Annotated in this window: 12 protein-coding genes; 4 read left to right on the top strand and 8 right to left on the bottom strand. The window is 41.7% G+C overall.

The window, feature by feature from the left end; all coding sequences use genetic code 11:
- Positions 1-452: 452 nt before the first annotated feature.
- On the top strand, positions 453-1643 hold the full coding sequence (locus PTT44_RS03620; RefSeq protein ID WP_058868944.1) for an MFS transporter: 1191 nt from the start codon (positions 453-455) through the stop codon (positions 1641-1643).
- A gap of 61 nt (positions 1644-1704) precedes the next feature.
- Here PTT44_RS03620 and PTT44_RS03615 read toward each other — a convergent pair whose 3' ends face one another.
- Entirely contained in the window at positions 1705-2349 is a 645-nt protein-coding gene (locus PTT44_RS03615; RefSeq protein ID WP_058868943.1) for a HEPN domain-containing protein, read from the bottom strand.
- A gap of 327 nt (positions 2350-2676) precedes the next feature.
- Between PTT44_RS03615 and PTT44_RS03610 the strand changes: the two genes are divergently transcribed.
- The gene (locus PTT44_RS03610) at positions 2677-3405 is read left to right on the top strand and encodes an SDR family NAD(P)-dependent oxidoreductase (RefSeq protein WP_168157962.1); all 729 of its coding nucleotides are present in this window, start codon (positions 2677-2679) and stop codon (positions 3403-3405) included.
- 311 nt (positions 3406-3716) lie between these two features.
- Entirely contained in the window at positions 3717-3926 is a 210-nt protein-coding gene (locus tag PTT44_RS03605; RefSeq protein WP_168157963.1) for a hypothetical protein, read from the top strand.
- 436 nt (positions 3927-4362) lie between these two features.
- Here the strand turns inward: PTT44_RS03605 and PTT44_RS03600 are convergent, their stop codons facing one another.
- Positions 4363-5628 carry an anaerobic sulfatase maturase gene (locus PTT44_RS03600; protein WP_168157964.1) on the bottom strand — a complete coding sequence of 422 codons (1266 nt, stop codon included), beginning with the start codon at positions 5626-5628 and terminating at the stop codon, positions 4363-4365.
- A 378-nt stretch (positions 5629-6006) separates the two neighbouring features.
- Positions 6007-8271 carry an arylsulfatase gene (locus PTT44_RS03595; RefSeq protein ID WP_234950689.1) on the bottom strand — a complete coding sequence of 755 codons (2265 nt, stop codon included), beginning with the start codon at positions 8269-8271 and terminating at the stop codon, positions 6007-6009.
- A gap of 1089 nt (positions 8272-9360) precedes the next feature.
- Between PTT44_RS03595 and dusA the strand changes: the two genes are divergently transcribed.
- Positions 9361-10383, top strand: a complete 1023-nt coding sequence (dusA, locus tag PTT44_RS03590; protein ID WP_216076683.1) for a tRNA dihydrouridine(20/20a) synthase DusA — start codon at positions 9361-9363, stop codon at positions 10381-10383.
- 69 nt (positions 10384-10452) lie between these two features.
- On the opposite strand, the gene PTT44_RS03585 is transcribed toward dusA, so the two are convergent.
- The 5 genes from PTT44_RS03585 to PTT44_RS03565 form a co-directional block, all read right to left on the bottom strand.
- Positions 10453-11304, bottom strand: a complete 852-nt coding sequence (locus PTT44_RS03585; protein WP_168157965.1) for an acid phosphatase — start codon at positions 11302-11304, stop codon at positions 10453-10455.
- 177 nt (positions 11305-11481) lie between these two features.
- On the bottom strand, positions 11482-12249 hold the full coding sequence (locus tag PTT44_RS03580; protein ID WP_168157966.1) for a tRNA threonylcarbamoyladenosine dehydratase: 768 nt from the start codon (positions 12247-12249) through the stop codon (positions 11482-11484).
- Between the two features lie 114 nt (positions 12250-12363).
- Complete coding sequence (gene acnA / locus PTT44_RS03575; RefSeq protein ID WP_168157967.1) at positions 12364-15117, bottom strand: aconitate hydratase AcnA; 2754 nt, start codon at positions 15115-15117, stop codon at positions 12364-12366.
- Between the two features lie 127 nt (positions 15118-15244).
- Positions 15245-16060 carry a TatD family hydrolase gene (locus PTT44_RS03570; RefSeq protein ID WP_168158290.1) on the bottom strand — a complete coding sequence of 272 codons (816 nt, stop codon included), beginning with the start codon at positions 16058-16060 and terminating at the stop codon, positions 15245-15247.
- 12 nt (positions 16061-16072) lie between these two features.
- On the bottom strand, positions 16073-17023 hold the full coding sequence (locus tag PTT44_RS03565) for an RsiV family protein (protein WP_168157968.1): 951 nt from the start codon (positions 17021-17023) through the stop codon (positions 16073-16075).
- Between the last annotated feature and the right edge of the window lie 23 nt (positions 17024-17046).

The raw sequence follows: 17046 nt of genomic DNA, 5'->3' as shown, positions 1-17046 counted from the left end.
TTCATATTTTATCGGATGATAATGGCGCGCATTTACATACTAGCCCCAAGCAGAAATGCACCATAATTGAGCAAAAACACCCTAAATAGATGAATATTTCAGTAATTTGTCCCAAATCTTTGATGTGCATGATGAGTAAAAATGATCGAATGCAACAATTTCATACAAAATAGATGGGTGCGTTCAGAATTTTTTAAAGATTTTTATGATTTTTTGACAGGAAATTCGAAACATCATCATTTTTTGATTGTATTGGACGAAAACACCTTCCTAAGAACAGGTCATGCTATTTTCTGTGTCTTCATCTTCGACTCATTTTTTATGCAGTCTTTTCTCGCTTGTTTTAGGCTTTTGAATCAGCTTCGTATACAATTTCTGAAACGATGCATCTATTTAGCTCAAGCACGATGTAAACGTCATTCTAAAAAATACTCCCTCATCAAAGGCTCATTATGAATACTTCTTTCGACATCAGTCGAGACAAATCTCTGCTCTGGCTGATGGCAATTGTCTGCGGCTTATGTGCAGGGGCAAACTATTATTGCCAGCCTTTGATTTCCTCTATTCAGCAAAGCTTTCAAGCGCCAGAAGAACAAGTGGCTTTGACCGTAACCTTTGCGCAAGTTTCCTATGCTTTGGGTTTACTGTTCATTGTGCCCTTAGGCGACATGTTGAACAAAGCCAAACTGATTCCATTCCTGATGTTTGGCGCATCTGCTGGACTGTTTATCTGTGCGACATCCACCAACTTATCGATGCTCTGGCTAGGCACCATTATTACAGGACTCTTTTCTGTCGCAGCACAAGTGCTGATTCCTCTGGCCACGATGGCAGTCAAACCTGAAAAAACGGGAGAAGTGGTCGGTTTTCTCATGAGTGGCTTATTGGTCGGGATCTTACTGTCGACCAGTGTGGCGGGATTACTCTCAGACTTATGGCACTGGAAAATGATTTATGTGCTGAGTGGCATTGCCATGTTTGCTTTGGCTCTTCTGATGAAAGGAAAACTGCCGCAACTACCAAAACTCAAAATCACCTATTTCGACATTTTTAAGTCCATGGGGAGTCTGCTACAACAAGAGCCTCGTTTGGTGTTTCGCTCAATCACGGGTGGATTTGCTTTTGCTGCCATGAGTATGCTGTTTTCAACCATTGCCTTACTTTTAACCTCTGAGCCATTTCAACTTTCGGATGTTTTAGTCGGCGTAGTGACTTTGGTCGGCGTATTTGGCGCACTCTCCACCCAGTGGATTGGTAAATGGGCTGATCGCGGTTATACCCTACTTTTGACGTGGGTCGGCTGTGGGACGTTAGCCCTCAGTTGGGTGTTCCTATATTTAGGCGGGAGTTCACTCATCAGCTACATCATCGGTTATGCACTGATTAACTTAGGGCTTGCAACCACACACAGTTGTAACCAAAACGTGATTTTCCGTTTACGCCCCGATGCGAAGTCTCGGGTGAACTCCATCTATATGACCTTATATTTTATTGGTGGTGCGTGTGGCTCGGCGCTAGGTGTCTATGCATGGCATCACGGCGGCTGGAGCAGTACGTGTTTGGTCGGTATTACACTGGTGATGATGGCAGGTGTCTTTGCTCTGCTGGATACCCTGTATAGCAAAAAACAGGGTATTGCTTAACCCTCAAAAAGACAGTTTACTCAGTAAACTGTCTTTTTGTTTGGGCACTTCATTTTGAACGCTAACTGACCTGAGCCACGGGGTAAAAGGGTTTACCCAAATCGAGACTATCTGCATTCTCCAAAGCAATGTACAAAAATGCGGGCAGCAAAGCCGATAAAATTTGACAGCCATCTTGTAGCTGCTTGCGGTTCAATGAACTCTTATAGGTTGAACCGCCATGCATCAGCTGATTTCTCAAGGTATATAAACGGTTAAACAGTACCAGTAAAATATCGACCGAATGCTTCTGCTGTAGCGCTTTCGCCACTTTCTTCTTTTCTTGTTCAAGCTGAGCCTTACAGACCTCTAAAGCAATTTTCTTATTTTGATAGTCCCAATACCCTTGATAGGTGTATTGGTTGTCTAAGAGCATACGAATAGGCTGACTAAATTTGTCCCATAAAATGCTATAAATTCTATGATCGACATCATGTTGGCAAATTAAATGTAAGAACTGACGTAAACTCTGTTTGTCCTGACTTTGCCCCAAGTCTTGTGCATATATCGCATTGAAGGAAATCCACAGGCTGATAAATTGTAAATCGGGATCATGATCGAGCAGTAATGCCTGCTTTAACCAACTCAGCCCACGATGTATTCTCAGATTAAACTCATCACTCTGTTGTACTTTTTTAGTTTTAAAAATTTCTTCTAAAAGCAACATCGGCTTTTCCTATACTTTATTCTTCTATGTATTCAACATACTGAATGATTAAGCTAAATTAAATCCTGCTAAGATATAGTGATTGATCAATCCCACAAGTTCAGTATGAATGTTCTTTTGAAAATAGAACTATTCAATTTTTTCCATGCTTTGGTCGCCCTAGAAATCACTCATCAAACGATTCTAGCAAGCACCTAAAACAGCCATTCCAAAGAATGGAAATCCTGCTGTTTTTATTTCCATTCTTTTCTACAGCGATATATAACGCTAAGTTAAATGGCATCAATCAGGAAGCATTGATGCCACTTAAACTAGGATAAAAAGATCATGGAAACATTTAACTCAAAGATGTTTGAAAATAAAATCGCCGTCGTGACAGGTGGCACATCTGGTATTGGTCAAGCCGTTGCAGTCGCATTTGCTGAACGTGGTGCAAAAGTATGGGCGCTTGGCTTACAAGCAGCCAAGGCAGTTTTCCCAACTGGTTTGGATATTGAAGCTGTCGAAATGGATGTCACCGATAAAGCCGCTGTCGATGCTTTTTTCGCAAAAGTAGATCGCATTGATACTTTATTCAACGGCGCAGGTATGGGTTCTGTCTCAGAGCACGAATTAGACACCTATAAAAAAGTGCTAGAAGTTAACCTCACCTCTGTTTTTTATATCAGTGAAGTCGCTGCTAAAGCCTTAGCTAAATCGGACAATCCATCGATCATTAACGTGTCTTCACTGTACGCGCAATTTGGTTCAGGTATTGCACCAGCATACTCTTGTTCTAAAGGTGCCATTGATCAACTTACCTTCTCACATGCACTGAGCATGGCCCAAGCCAAAATTCGCGTAAATGCTGTTGCTCCGGGTTGGATCGATACGCCGCTTATCCAACCATTGAAAGATATGCCTGAAGTATTCAATGGCATTATGCAACGTTCTCCAATGCAGCGTTTAGGTAAGCCTGAAGAAATTGCTAACGTGGTAGTCTTCCTCGCGTCTGATGCAGCAAGCTTTGTAAATGGTGCGATAGTGAAAGTTGATGGTGCCTATTCAATTAACTAATACTTTATTGCTAAGGCTGATAAGGGCTTAAGTCATAAGCCCTTTGCTTTTATAACGCTTAGCTATTGATGCTGAAATTTATCGTTTTCTTCGGATCAATCTTTTATATACTCTTTACGATGAGATAGTTTTTGGTCATCTTCTGGTCATTGACTCAGACGCTGCTCCATTAAAAATACATCCTCATAAGCAATTCAGAGCTTTACGATATTTCGCATAAGTATTCCTGTTAATTACGCCTATTTAAATAATCAAAAGCCGTCAGTTCTATTGCTGTTATATTGAAACGAGAGCAAAGCATAGGAGATGGATTGAAACAGTATGAATACATCCATCAAAACCCGATGTGCGTACACTTCGCCGAGCATATGCTTCACATTGATACGCAAACTGTCGATTCGAGACCCACACACGTCCTACATGCGCCTCAATTTGGTCAAGTACCGACCCTATATTTACCATCTCAAATGCGCATGGAAATTTATTACTTGAAGGCTGTGGTGCTAGGCACACAACATTAAATAAAAAATAGACAGAAATATCTTTAGCATAAATACCGAACCAAGACATCCTTATTTTCTGGCTTTATCTCAACTGAATTTAGAGCAAGGCTTTCTCTCGTTGGATATTCATCCTCAATTCTGAAGTATCCAAAGTTGATTCATATTTCAGCCAGCAACAGAAAGTCTTGAAATGAGCCAATGATCAGCTTGAATTTTAGCTAGATCAACTTCGAACTACTTATTTTAAATATCCAGTTGCTCTTGAGCATGACGAGCCTCATTAAGAAAGCGACCAAACCATTAGACGTTTCACATGATATTCTCTCTTATTCAGATTGTTATGATGCACTAGAGTTTTTTATTTCACGAAGCCGAGGCCAGAGATGACTTCGCCCCGACTTTTTAGTTATTTTGGAGAGCAGAATTTATTCTGCTCTTGTTGTACAAGTTCTTTTTAATGTCGTTGTAAGCGTTTTGCAATATCATGCTTTGATGTTGTTGCCGTATGGAAAAATTGCTTTAACCCCGAACAGAGATAATGCAAACCAACCTCTCCATCTGGAGTTTTTAAGAAGCGGTCTTTCGGGCAATTCCCCCAGCAATATTGTAAATAAGCGCATTTACGGCAATATTCAGGCAAGGTATTTGACTTTGCATAGGCAAATTGCTTTTGACGCTCAGAAAAAACCAAATCACCTTGATGCGTCTCTTGAATATTGCCTAACTTATATTCTGGGTAAACAAAATGATCACAGGAAAATAAGTCACCATTATGTTCAATTGCCAATGCTTTGCCACAAATTTGTCCAGATACACATTTTTGTGAACCATAGCCAAACATCATCGACACCATATTTTCAAATTGATCCACAAAGACTTTGCCATAATCCTTATTCAACCATTCTCCCCAAACACGAGAAAGGAAATAGCCCCAGTCATCTGCTGCAATAGACCAGTCTGTCACGACTGAATCAGGTGTACCCGGTTGGGTCGCAGAGCTTCCCAGCATTGGTAAATCATCAGGATTCCACTGCCCTGGCGCAGTTTGTTGGAATTGCGCACTTTCCATGCCCGGAATGAATTGAATCATTCGTGGTCGAACATGATCTCTCAAGAAGCGATACACATCAATCGGTCTTTTGGCATTATCACGGTTCACAACACACAGGGCATTGAACGGAATTTGGTAATGATGCAAAAGTGCTGCCGCCTGCATGACTTTGGCATGAGTTGGCTTTCCACCTTTGTTATAGCGATGTTTATCGTGAAATTCAGCAGGACCATCAATAGATAATCCGATAAAAAAATGATGGCGTTTAAGAAAGGCGCACCACTCTTCATCCAGTAAAATGCCGTTGGTTTGCAAGTCATTTTCAATACGTTGGTTTGGCTTTTTATATTTTTGTTGTAGCTCAACCACGCGCTCAAAAAACTCCAAGCCCATCAGGGTCGGTTCCCCCCCCTGCCAGCTAAAGATAATTTCATCACCAGTCTGTGCTTCAATATATTGCTTAATATGCAATTCAAGCATCGACGCTTGCATGCGCGGCGTTTTTGGTTGATGTAAAAGGTCTTGTTTATGTAGGTAAAAACAATAACTACAATCCAAATTACACTGTGCCCCAGAAGGTTTAATCATCACATGGTAACGATAGGTTTGCCCCTGAATTTGCATAGTTTTTAATGGTGGGGTTGGATCCTGTGTGGGTATTATGCGCATCTTGTATCGATTCCCCAAGTTGTTATGATCTTATCGGTAAATGGTTATTTTCATCTTCGATACTAAACAATCAAAAAAATGCGAGCAAGGGTTTATTTGTACCAATCTCTGCTATCAATCACTTAATTTATGATAAAAAATATTTATTTTTCAATAACTAAATAAAAATTATTTTGTTTGTTCTTTTTTTCCTCTCCTACGAAAGTTCGCCCAACTGATTAAATAACAAACACATTGATTTTTATTACTTTTTTTTGAATTCTGCACCGCACGTTAACTCCAATAAAATCACCTCACCTTTTTATAGGGCTGTCACCATAATAAAAATAAAACCCACGCCTGAAACCAGACGTGGGTTTTATTTATTAGATTAAAATCTTATTTTAAATCAATGACAACTTGCTCAATTTTACCGTTAAATTTAAAAGGTGGTTTATAGGCAAAACTAACCGGCTGACCCGTGTCTTCGCCAATGCCAAAAGTATCCGTACCAAAACGACCTGAAATTGTTTTCGGTACATTTCCTTCAGCTACTTTTTCGCCATTAACCAGTAAGGTGACTTTGCCACCTTGACCAGGCTCTTTTCCTTCGTAATCAAAGTTCATAGTCACTTTAGATTTACCATTTGGTAATGCTTTGTTGGATTTAATGACGCTATGATTATCAAAATAATTGTAATCAAAAACAGGCTGACCTTGTTCATTCACATACAGCACTACACCCGCTGCAACACCACCAAATGCCATGATTACCCCTTTGGTTTGACTACCTTGAGTTTCCACGTCTGCATTTAAGCTCCAAGAACGGTTTTTAATGGCAGGGGCAGAAGATTCTGCTAAACGTGTAACACCCTCATGGTACACAAAATGAGTGGCATTTGGATCGGCTCCAGGTGGTGTAGGTTTCTTAATCATTAAGCGAGCTGCGCCACGATCATCAAATGGATAAACACTATATTTTTGTGCTTCTTTATCGAAGAGTTTCTTCATCTCTTCAACTTTTTCAGGCATTTTTGCAGCTAAATCCGTTGACTGGGTGAAGTCTTCGTTGAGGTTATACAGCTCCCATTTGTCCTTATCCCAGTTGCCTGGTGCAAGGTCTTGACGCCAAGGTAACGTATGTTGAGCGCTTGCTAACCAACCATCATTATAGATCGCACGGTTACTAAAGACTTCGTAGTACTGCGTGGTTCTTCCTGTTGCATTCACATTGCTAAAACTGGACATAAACGACTTTCCAGCCAGTGGCTTTTGCGCATAACCATCCACTGTTTTTGGCATAGGAATATGACTGGCTTCCAAGATGGTTGGAACGACATCGACTAAATGTAAATATTGGCTTCTAACTTGCTCGTCATGCTTAATTTTGGCAGGCCAGCTAATCACCATTGGGTTTCTGGTTCCACCTAAGTGAGATGCCACTTGTTTTACCCATGGGAATGGCGTGTTACCTGCCCAAGCCCATCCAATAGGATAGTGTGCTTCCGTTTTCACACCCCCAATTTCATCATACATTTTTAATGAATCATCAATCGTGGATGGAATACCACTGAGCGCTTTAATTTCATTGACCGTACCATCGGGTCCACCTTCGGCAGATGCACCATTATCACCAACAATATAAATAATCATGGTGTTATCAGCATCTGGAAGTTTTTTCACTTCATCTAGCAATCGCCCAACTTCCATATCAGTATAAGCAAGATAGCCTGCAAAATTTTCCATTAAACGGGTATAAACTTTTTTCTGTTTATCATTCAGCTTATCCCAAGGTTGCACCCAATCTGGACGTTTTGTCAGCTTCGCATCTTGAGGAATAACGCCTAATTTTTTCTGGTTTGCAAATACGGTTTCACGGTATTTCTCCCATCCCATATCAAATTTGCCTTGGAACTTCTCTCTCCACTCTTTAGGGGGTTGATGTGGTGCATGTGCGGCACCCGGTGCAAAGTACATAAAGAATGGCTTGTTGGGTGCAATCGATTTCGAGTATTGCATGCGTGCAATCGCTCGATCTGTCATATCTTCCAACAGATGATAGCCTTCTTCAGGCGTCTTATTGGGTTCTACAGGTACTGTGTTTTCAAAAATGGTCGGATAAAATTGATTGGTCTCGCCCGAGTTAAAACCATAGAAATAATCAAAACCTGAACCTGTTGGCCAACGATCAAAAGGACCCGCAACCGAAGTTTCCCAATCTGGCGTGTTATGGTTTTTACCAAACCACCACGTATTATAACCATTGCCTTGTAAGACTCGTCCAATGGTTGCTGTATCTCGTTGCATCATTGTGCTGTAGTTTGGAAGTCCCGTCGCCCACTCCATTAAGAAACCATTTCCGGTATCGTGATGATTTCGTCCGGTGAGCAATGCCGCGCGAGAAGGTCCAGAAATAGCAGTGGTATGGAACTCGTTATATTTTAAGCCTTGAGCAGCAAGCTTATCGAGATTTGGAGTTGGTACTAGACCACCAAAAGTAGAAGTTTGACCAAATCCGACATCGTCGAGCAAAATCACCACTACATTTGGCGCACCAGCAGGTGCTTCAGCGTTGTGCTGCCAATCATAGGTTGTATCTTTATATGTTTTCCCAATTTTGCCTTTAAATGTTGAAAGTGGAATCGGTAAAGAGCTTCTATCCACTTTTTCTTCGGCATGTGAAGTGGTAGCAATGAGTGATGGACAGATTAAACTGAGCGCAAGGGCTAAGGGCTAAGGGCTAAGGGCTTTACTACAAATTTCATCGTATGACTCCCAAAATAATGTAATAAAAAATTGTTATACGTCGTTCTAAATTTTCATTGTTAATCACAGCAACTACAGTGCTCAATTATTTGAATTGTAGTCCATTGTGATTATTATTCTGCTCACTAAGCGAACCGCTTAGACGCATATTTATCAAGTCTATTTTCAATAGCATTAAACCAACTCAAAACTGATTTAAACCAGATAATGATTTAATTGTGCTACAAATTATGATTCCTACTAGGGTCTCAGCCATTGTAAGAGATCACCCCATCCATAGCAATTGTATAATTACTAGACAATAGGCTAAAGCGTCCGAAGTCACATAAAGATTACCCTTTATAAAACCCAAGTTGCGATGAGACTATGTTTCACAAGTGAATGGTCGTGGCATATCCATGTCTTCGAGTCACTGCAAATATTGCTCATCTTCATTATTAGGAGTAGATGAAAAATATCAAAAACTTCCTTCAGTGCCACTCAAGTACCTTGATATTTATAGGTAAAATGTATGCCATCTCCCCCTTCCATTCAATCTTGCAACGACAACTGAAAACTGACGCTATATTCGCAGTGGTTCATGTAACTAAAGACCTTTTGGTTATAAGCTTTAATTCCAGATCAGAAGTTCCCTTTACTTGCTCTAGTGTTCAGCAAAATGTACTGACTTTATTTTTATGGTAGTATTGCGCGCGATTGGCCAAGATTGAATTAAGCCTAAAGTAGCAGCGTACTCTCCCATATTCGCATCGAATTTGATTCAGATATTGATCAATAGCAACTCGTTAAAGTCAGTTCAAGCTCTCGCTCTTTCTCCAACGAGCTATCTGATTTCCTGTATGTTGATTGCACTTTTCTAATTCAATTTTTAGCTCCCACAAGACACTTATGTAGTTTCAGAACGGTTAGGACAGCTCTTAACTCGTCCATATGGGTTTACATAATCTTTGACAGATTGCATAGCACAGATTAAAGGTATGATTTTTCATGACGATGAACAAAAATATTGAAAACACTCAATCTCCGAGAATCAGTGTTGCCCCGATGATGGATTGGACCACCAGGGACTATCGTTTTTTTGCCCGTTTATTTAACCCAAATGTGATTCTCTATACCGAAATGGTGACCACAGGTGCCATTTTATTTGGCGATGCCAAACGTCATCTCGACTTTAACCATCAAGAACATCCACTTGTCTTGCAACTGGGTGGCTCGAATCCAAAGGACCTTGCCATTTGTAGCAAAATGGCGCAGGACTGGGGCTATGATGAAATTAATTTAAATGTCGGCTGCCCGAGTGACCGTGTACAGAACAATAAAATTGGCGCATGTTTAATGGCAGAGCCAGACTTGGTCGCAGAATGTATTGCAGCAATGCGTCAAGCAGTCGACATTCCTGTGACCGTGAAACACCGTATTGGCATTGATGACATGCATTCTTATGAAGAAATGCTGCATTTTGTTGATACCGTGGCGAAAACAGGTTGTGATAATTTTATTGTGCATGCCCGTATTGCTTTACTTCAAGGTTTATCGCCGAAAGAGAACCGTGAAGTTCCACCTCTGCGTTATGAAGATGTTTATCGCCTCAAACAAGAACGTCCAGAGCTGCTGATTGAAATTAACGGCGGGATTAAAACCTTTGCCGAAACCGAACAACATTTACAGCATGTGGATGGCGTAATGATTGGTCGTGAAGCCTATCACAACCCGTATTTACTGGCAGAATTAGGACAACTTTGGCAACTGGATGCGCCAGATCGTTTTGAGATTATGGAACAAATGCTGCCTTATATTTCTCAGCGTATGGCTGAAGGTGCACCTTTGTCGATTTTAACCCGTCATATTCTGGGCTTATTTCAAAACTTGCCAGGTGCACGAAAATGGCGTCAAGCTTTAAGTGGTGGCAATGCCAAAACATTTGCTGATGTTGAAAATGCCATTCGAAATATTCAAGAAGCTCTGAAACGTACCGAAGATTATTTACTTGAACATCAAGTTCAGCCTTAAAGAGTTAGAATAAAAAAAGCCCAATTGTAAATTGGGCTTTTTTTATTCTCAATGTTTCGTCTTTAAGACTTACATCACGGAACCAACGGTGGTCGATAAGGCTTTATTTTCAAACTCGCAAGAAGCCGGATCAGGCACATGACCTTTACGCTGTGCAGTCTGATATTCTTTCTGCGCTTTAGCTAAATCTTTTAAGAATTGCTTTTGCGTATGTAGCTGAGCCACGGTCATGGCTGCCATATTTTTGCCTTCAATAATGTCACTTTGCCAATGAACATTACACACCAAACGACTTTCTGCGAAAGCTCGTCCACGCAAGAAAATATGATTAGCACGTTGTGGTGCAATTTCGCTCATGATGAGTGCCCACCCCCAACCAATTGCAGAATGTCCCGAAGGGTAAGAACCGTCGGTCGCTAATTTATCTTTATTTTCAATATAGCTAATGCCGTACTTTTCACGGTCTTCTGCAGAGATTTCACAGATACCCTGACCATTGCTCATAAATGGGCGAGTACGTTGGTATTTATTTTTTGCAGAATACGAGGATAAGCCTAAATCAACCAAAGATAACTCTAACATTTTATAAATGGTTGGCGTTTTTTCTTGACTAATATCGACATTGGCTGCGCAAGAAAAGGCTTTTGCCGCACTTGGAAAATATAAATTACTGTCATAGCCCGCTTGCACCCAACGGTCTGATCGATACAACATTAAGGCATTTTTATTGATAAAATCATCATTGGCTTTGGTTACAGAACCTTCCTCTGGCGGCGGAGGCAAAATTAAAGCACTGTCCACAGTGGTCTGGGTTAAATATCCTTTATGTTGTTCTCTCAACTCTTTTTCATAGGCATTCGGCTCTGCGTGCGTCACTGCTGTTGCCAATGCAAAAAGTATGATCCCAATAGGTTTTATCATTGTCATCTCTACCTCTGTTCTCAGTTTTTTATATCATTCTTTATAGTTTTCAACATGTAGATTCTGATTCGAATCAATTTTTAATCAACATAACATAATTCGGGGGACATGCGAGATGTCCCCCTTAGGACAGCACTTTTTTTATGTAAATTTTTTCGGTGGTAAGCTCAATGACAATTAACGTTTGGCTTGAAGTGCTTCTAATTTTTTCAGAACTTCAGCCACTGCAATCATGGCAAAACTAGAGGTCACCACCACTGCCGAGCCATAGCCGCCACAGCGTAGACCTGCACTTGGGCAAACATCGGCACTGGAGAATGGATTATCAATAGAATAGACACAAGTAATCCCGAATTTTTCTTTTGGTTTTTTACAAATGCCTTTAGAACGCAGTTGCGCACGTAACTTGGCTAACATCGGGTCTTGTTCAGTTTTCGATAAATCTGCGACTCGGATTTTCAATGGGTCGAGCTTACCACCCGCTCCCCCTGAAACAATCAATGGAATCTTATTAAAACGACAGTGCAACATCAGTGCTAATTTAGCTTTGACGTCATCAATACAATCTAAAATTAAATCTGGTCGATGTTCTAAAATTTCTTTGACATTTTCTGGGGTCAAATAGTCATCGATCAAATTGATTTTGATCCGTGGATTGATGGAACGACAACGCTCGGCCATCACTTCAATTTTTTCACAGCCCAATGTCGAAGTCATCGCTGGCAGTTGACGGTTAACATTCGAAGCCGCAATCGAGTCCATATCAACCAGTGTTAATTCGCCAACGCCTGTACGCGCTAAAGCCTCGACTGCCCATGAACCTACACCACCAATTCCAATCACCATCACATGACTTTTTTCATAATATGAAAAGGCCTCGTCTCCATAAATTTTGGCTACACCAGCAAAACGGCGGTCATATTCATCATATTGCAGATCAGTCATGCGTACATCTATATCGGTAAAATCGTGCTCATTTTACCTGAATACGACCTTGGATTGAATGTATCACTACAAACAATAAAGCCCTGCTACTGACAGGACTTTATTCCATTGAGATTAGGCCGCAATTAAATTACGCAGTACATAATGCAAAATGCCGCCAGCTTTAAAGTATTCCACCTCATTCAAGGTATCAATACGGCACAACACTGTAAATTGGTCTTGGTTGCCATCTTCTCGAAGCACCTGAACTTCCAAGTTTTGATGCGGCTGGATATCATCCGATAATCCATGAATCGAAAGCACTTCACGACCTGTCAAATTTAAGGATTGGCGTGTTTGTCCATCGACAAATTGCAATGGCAATACTCCCATACCAACCAGATTCGAACGGTGAATTCGTTCAAAACTTTCGGCAATCACCGCTTTAACCCCCAATAAATTCGTGCCTTTGGCAGCCCAGTCACGTGATGAACCTGTGCCATACTCTTTCCCAGCAATAATGATTAATGGCGTATGCTGCTGCTGATAAAACATAGAGGCATCATAAATCGGCAAGGTTTCTCCTGTTGGAATATAGATCGTGTTCCCACCTTCTTCTCCACCGAGCATTTCATTCTTAATGCGGATATTGGCAAAAGTGCCTCGCATCATCACCTCATGGTTCCCACGTCGAGACCCGTAAGAGTTAAAGTCTTTGGGTTCAACCCCTTGTTCTTGCAAATAGCGTCCTGCGGGGCTGTCTTTCTTGATATTACCCGCTGGGGAAATATGATCGGTGGTGACCGAGTCTCCAAGCACAGCCAAAATACGTGCCTGTTCAATATTGGTAATCGGTTTCGGTGGCTGACCAATCTCTTCAAAAAATGGCGGATGGCGAATATAGGTTGAATTCTCTTGCCAAGCATAGGTCTGACTTTGAGGAATCTGAATCGCCTGCCATGCTGCATCACCATCAAATACTGCGGCATATTCTTTATGGAACATCGCGGTATTTACGCTTTGTAGCGCCTGATCAATTTCCGCCTGACTCGGCCAAATATCTTTCAAATAAACCGCCTGCCCATCTTTGCCGAGACCAATCGGTTGTGTGGTCAGGTCTGTACGGATATTGCCCGTCAAACCATAAGCCACCACTAAAGGCGGTGAAGCCAACCAGTTGGTTTTCACTAGCGGATGCACACGCCCTTCAAAATTACGGTTGCCTGAAAGTACTGAAGCAACATTGAGATCATGGCACTGTATGGCTTCTTCAATCGGTTCAGGCAGTGGTCCAGAGTTGCCGATACACGTAGTACAGCCATAGCCGACCAGGTTATAACCCAATTCATCCAAATACGGTGTTAAACCTGCCGCAGCCAAATAGTCGGTCACTACTTTAGAACCAGGTGCAAGCGAACTTTTCACCCACGGTTTACGCTGTAGGCCTTTTTCAATGGCTTTTTTGGCAAGAAGTCCCGCGGCTAACATCACGCTGGGATTGGAAGTATTGGTACATGAGGTAATGGCTGAAATGACCACATCACCATGGTTCAATGGGTAAGATTTTCCATCAATAGTGCAAAATGGCTCCTCATGCGGTAGATTGGCTTTTTTAGCTTCAACAGCTGTGCCACCGCCTTCATTTTCTAAACGCTCTTTGGCTTCTTTCGCTGGCTTGAGATTTAGTTCCATCAAATCATGAAAAGTTTTAGGTACATCAGCTAGCAAGACACGATCTTGCGGACGTTTAGGGCCTGCCAAACTGGCCTGCACTGTACTCATGTCCAAGCTCAAAGTATCGGTAAAAACGGGTTCATCACCTGCATTTCGCCATAAGCCCTGCGCTTTACTATACGCTTCAACCAAATCAATCCGTTGTTGCTCACGACCAGTCAACGCTAAATAGGCCAAGGTCACATCATCAATCGGGAAGAAACCACAAGTTGCACCATATTCAGGCGCCATATTGGCAATAGTCGCGCGGTCAGCCAAAGGCAAGTCGGCCAAACCATCGCCATAGAATTCAACAAATTTACCAACCACGCCTTTTTGGCGTAGCATTTGTGTGATGGTTAAAACCAAATCTGTTGCGGTAATGCCTTCATTGAGTTTCCCTGTGAGTTTGAAACCGATGACTTCAGGAATCAACATGGATACTGGCTGCCCGAGCATCGCCGCTTCAGCTTCGATCCCGCCAACACCCCAGCCCAGCACGCCTAAGCCATTGATCATGGTGGTATGTGAATCTGTTCCCACCAAGGTATCAGGGAATGCAAAAGTTTGTCCCTCATCCTCTCCTAGCCATACAGCTTGAGCCAGATACTCTAAATTGACTTGGTGGCAAATTCCTGTACCGGGCGGGACAACGCTAAAGTTATTAAAGGCCGATTGTCCCCAGCGTAGGAATTGATAACGCTCACCATTGCGTTGCATTTCAATTTCGACATTTTCAGCAAAGGCATCTTTATCCGCAAAATGATCAACCATCACGGAATGGTCAATCACCAAATCGACAGGGGACAAGGGATTAATCAAATTCGGATCGCCACCCGCTTGTGCCATTGCGGCACGCATGGCAGCCAAGTCAACCACGGCGGGAACCCCAGTAAAATCCTGCATCAGCACACGTGCAGGCCGATATTGAATTTCCTGATCAGAGCTTCTGTTTTTTTGCCAATCGACTAGGGCTTGAATATGCTCTACTTTTACACTTTTTTGATCTTCAAAACGGAGTAAATTTTCGAGTAAGACCTTTAAAGACTTGGGTAATTGATCAATATTACCCAATGTTTGGGCGGCTTGAGGGAGGTTAAAAATTTGATAGAATTTTTCACCCACCGTGAGTGTTTGTAATGCATTGAAACTATTGATTTTGCTATATCTGGCCATTCGGTTGCCCTCCCAGTATTGGCGCATTTATTTATTATGATATTCTTTCTTTAATGTAAGCCTGTTTAGAAAAGAATGTGTTCCCTTTTGGTTATCTTATTTTTATCGAGATTATTGTCTTATTCTTCTAAAATTTTAAATGCAACGCAGCCAATGAGTTCTGCCAGAGTTGAGTTGCTAGCGCCCACTCAGACTGATCCAATGTCTGTGCGAGACTCTCCAAAACATAAGGTAAATTCACCGGTGTATTGCGGGTGCGATGCTCGGTCGATGTTTGACAACACAACGGCGTCATATCTGGACAGTCCGTTTCAATCACCAAATGTTCACTACCAAGTGCTTGCACCACTTGATGCAATTTTTTTGCGTTTGGATTGGTGATTTGCCCTGTCACCCCAATTTTAAAACCGAGTTTGACCAAGGCCTTGGCTTCTTCCACCCCGCCACTAAAGGCATGAGCGATACCACCGAATTTAAATTTTTGGGCTTTTAAAAGGGCAATGCTTTCTGCATGTGCTTTGCGAATATGCAATAACACAGGTTTTTGATATTGCTTAGCAAGTTCCAGTTGTTCAGAAAAATAAGATTGCTGCTTGGCGAAAAGTGCAGGCTGTTTATGCTCTTTTAAAAAGGTGTCTAAACCAATTTCACCCACAGCTACGCAGTCCTGCTGCTGCAGGACCTGCTCTAAACGCTGTAAATGTTCAATCTGATGCTGTTCGATATAAAACGGATGTAAACCTGGGGCAAGATAAGAGCACGGAACATTCTTCCAGCTTTTGAGTTGCTGATGGGTCTGAATCAGTGCATCAAATCGCGATTCAAGAAAACCAATAAGGACCAGTGCCTCTACCCCAACACATTTTGCTTGCTCAGCCAAATGCTGCCGATCAGTATCAAAATCGGCAACATCAAAGTGAGTATGGGTATCAAACAGAGGCAAGCTCATGTTTGATTAGCTCTTGGCTTCTGAAGCAGCCTGTGCGCTCTGTTTGGCTTTGGGTAAATACTCAGGCTTTAAAATTTCCTGGAGTTGATCATAACCTATAGTTAAGCGTGGTAAACCCACCACATAAGGACCAATTTCATACTCGCCATATTGCAAAATTAGACCTTCAGTGCCCAAGTAATAATTGTTACTCAAGCTAAACTTCCACGCTTGCTCATATTCATCGACATTGGTCGCTAACTTAGAGTCGACGACCCAAGTACGAAAGGCTTCATGCGCTACTCTATTTAACGCCGCCTTCTGATTCGGCAACAATAGATCATCCAAACTCACCAGCTTTTGCTGCTTCAAGTCAAAATTATAATAATGCTGTGATGATGAACCATGTGCGCCGCCTAAGTAGCTGCTAGTGTTCAACACCACCGTGGCCAAAGGATCTTTGGCATTTAGAATTTTCGGCTTAATCATCAAACTAATTTGATGATTCGAACTTAAGGCTTTCAACTCTTGGTCTAAACCCAGAAATGCAGCCAAATAAGGTTGAACTTGTTTCTCTAGTTTCAGTTTAGGGGTGAGGACTTGGCCCACTACCGCAGGTTCAGAACTTGCCGCCACAGCACTTGATGCCTCGGTAGCAGAACTGCTATGCATAGGCGAAATATCAATAATCTGCGATAAATCTTTCACAATTTGTTGATCAATAAAATCATCAATAAACGCTTGATTACTTTGCAAACGATCAATGTTTAATTCTGGGCAAGCATTGCCATCACATTCAGGTAATTCGAATTGTAATTTTTCGGTGTCACCGACCAGTTTTAAAGTGGTGTCTACCTCTGAAGCCGCTGTGGTTTGCGTTGCAGGAGTTTGAGGCTCTTTATCTTTTGGTTGGCAGGCTGTCAAACTGATTGCAGCTGCAAGTACGCTGATTGTAAATATTGTTTTGCTTTTTAACATATATAACCTATTACCTTGTGAAG

This window comes from Acinetobacter sp. Gutcm_16 (assembly GCF_028649355.1).
Lineage (GTDB): Bacteria > Pseudomonadota > Gammaproteobacteria > Pseudomonadales > Moraxellaceae > Acinetobacter > Acinetobacter johnsonii.
Note: the sequence above shows the minus strand (reverse complement) of the source record. Positions and strands in the feature narration are given on the sequence as shown.

What these genes read in the sequence shown, in the direction of transcription:
- PTT44_RS03600 (WP_168157964.1), bottom strand. Translation starts at nt 5,628, where the DNA reads ATGCGCATAATACCCACACAGGATCCAACCCCACCATTAAAAACTATG.
- PTT44_RS03610 (WP_168157962.1), top strand. Translation starts at nt 2,677, where the DNA reads ATGGAAACATTTAACTCAAAGATGTTTGAAAATAAAATCGCCGTCGTG.
- acnA (WP_168157967.1), bottom strand. Translation starts at nt 15,117, where the DNA reads ATGGCCAGATATAGCAAAATCAATAGTTTCAATGCATTACAAACACTC.
- PTT44_RS03580 (WP_168157966.1), bottom strand. Translation starts at nt 12,249, where the DNA reads ATGACTGATCTGCAATATGATGAATATGACCGCCGTTTTGCTGGTGTA.
- PTT44_RS03585 (WP_168157965.1), bottom strand. Translation starts at nt 11,304, where the DNA reads ATGATAAAACCTATTGGGATCATACTTTTTGCATTGGCAACAGCAGTG.
- PTT44_RS03565 (WP_168157968.1), bottom strand. Translation starts at nt 17,023, where the DNA reads ATGTTAAAAAGCAAAACAATATTTACAATCAGCGTACTTGCAGCTGCA.
- PTT44_RS03620 (WP_058868944.1), top strand. Translation starts at nt 453, where the DNA reads ATGAATACTTCTTTCGACATCAGTCGAGACAAATCTCTGCTCTGGCTG.
- PTT44_RS03615 (WP_058868943.1), bottom strand. Translation starts at nt 2,349, where the DNA reads ATGTTGCTTTTAGAAGAAATTTTTAAAACTAAAAAAGTACAACAGAGT.
- dusA (WP_216076683.1), top strand. Translation starts at nt 9,361, where the DNA reads ATGACGATGAACAAAAATATTGAAAACACTCAATCTCCGAGAATCAGT.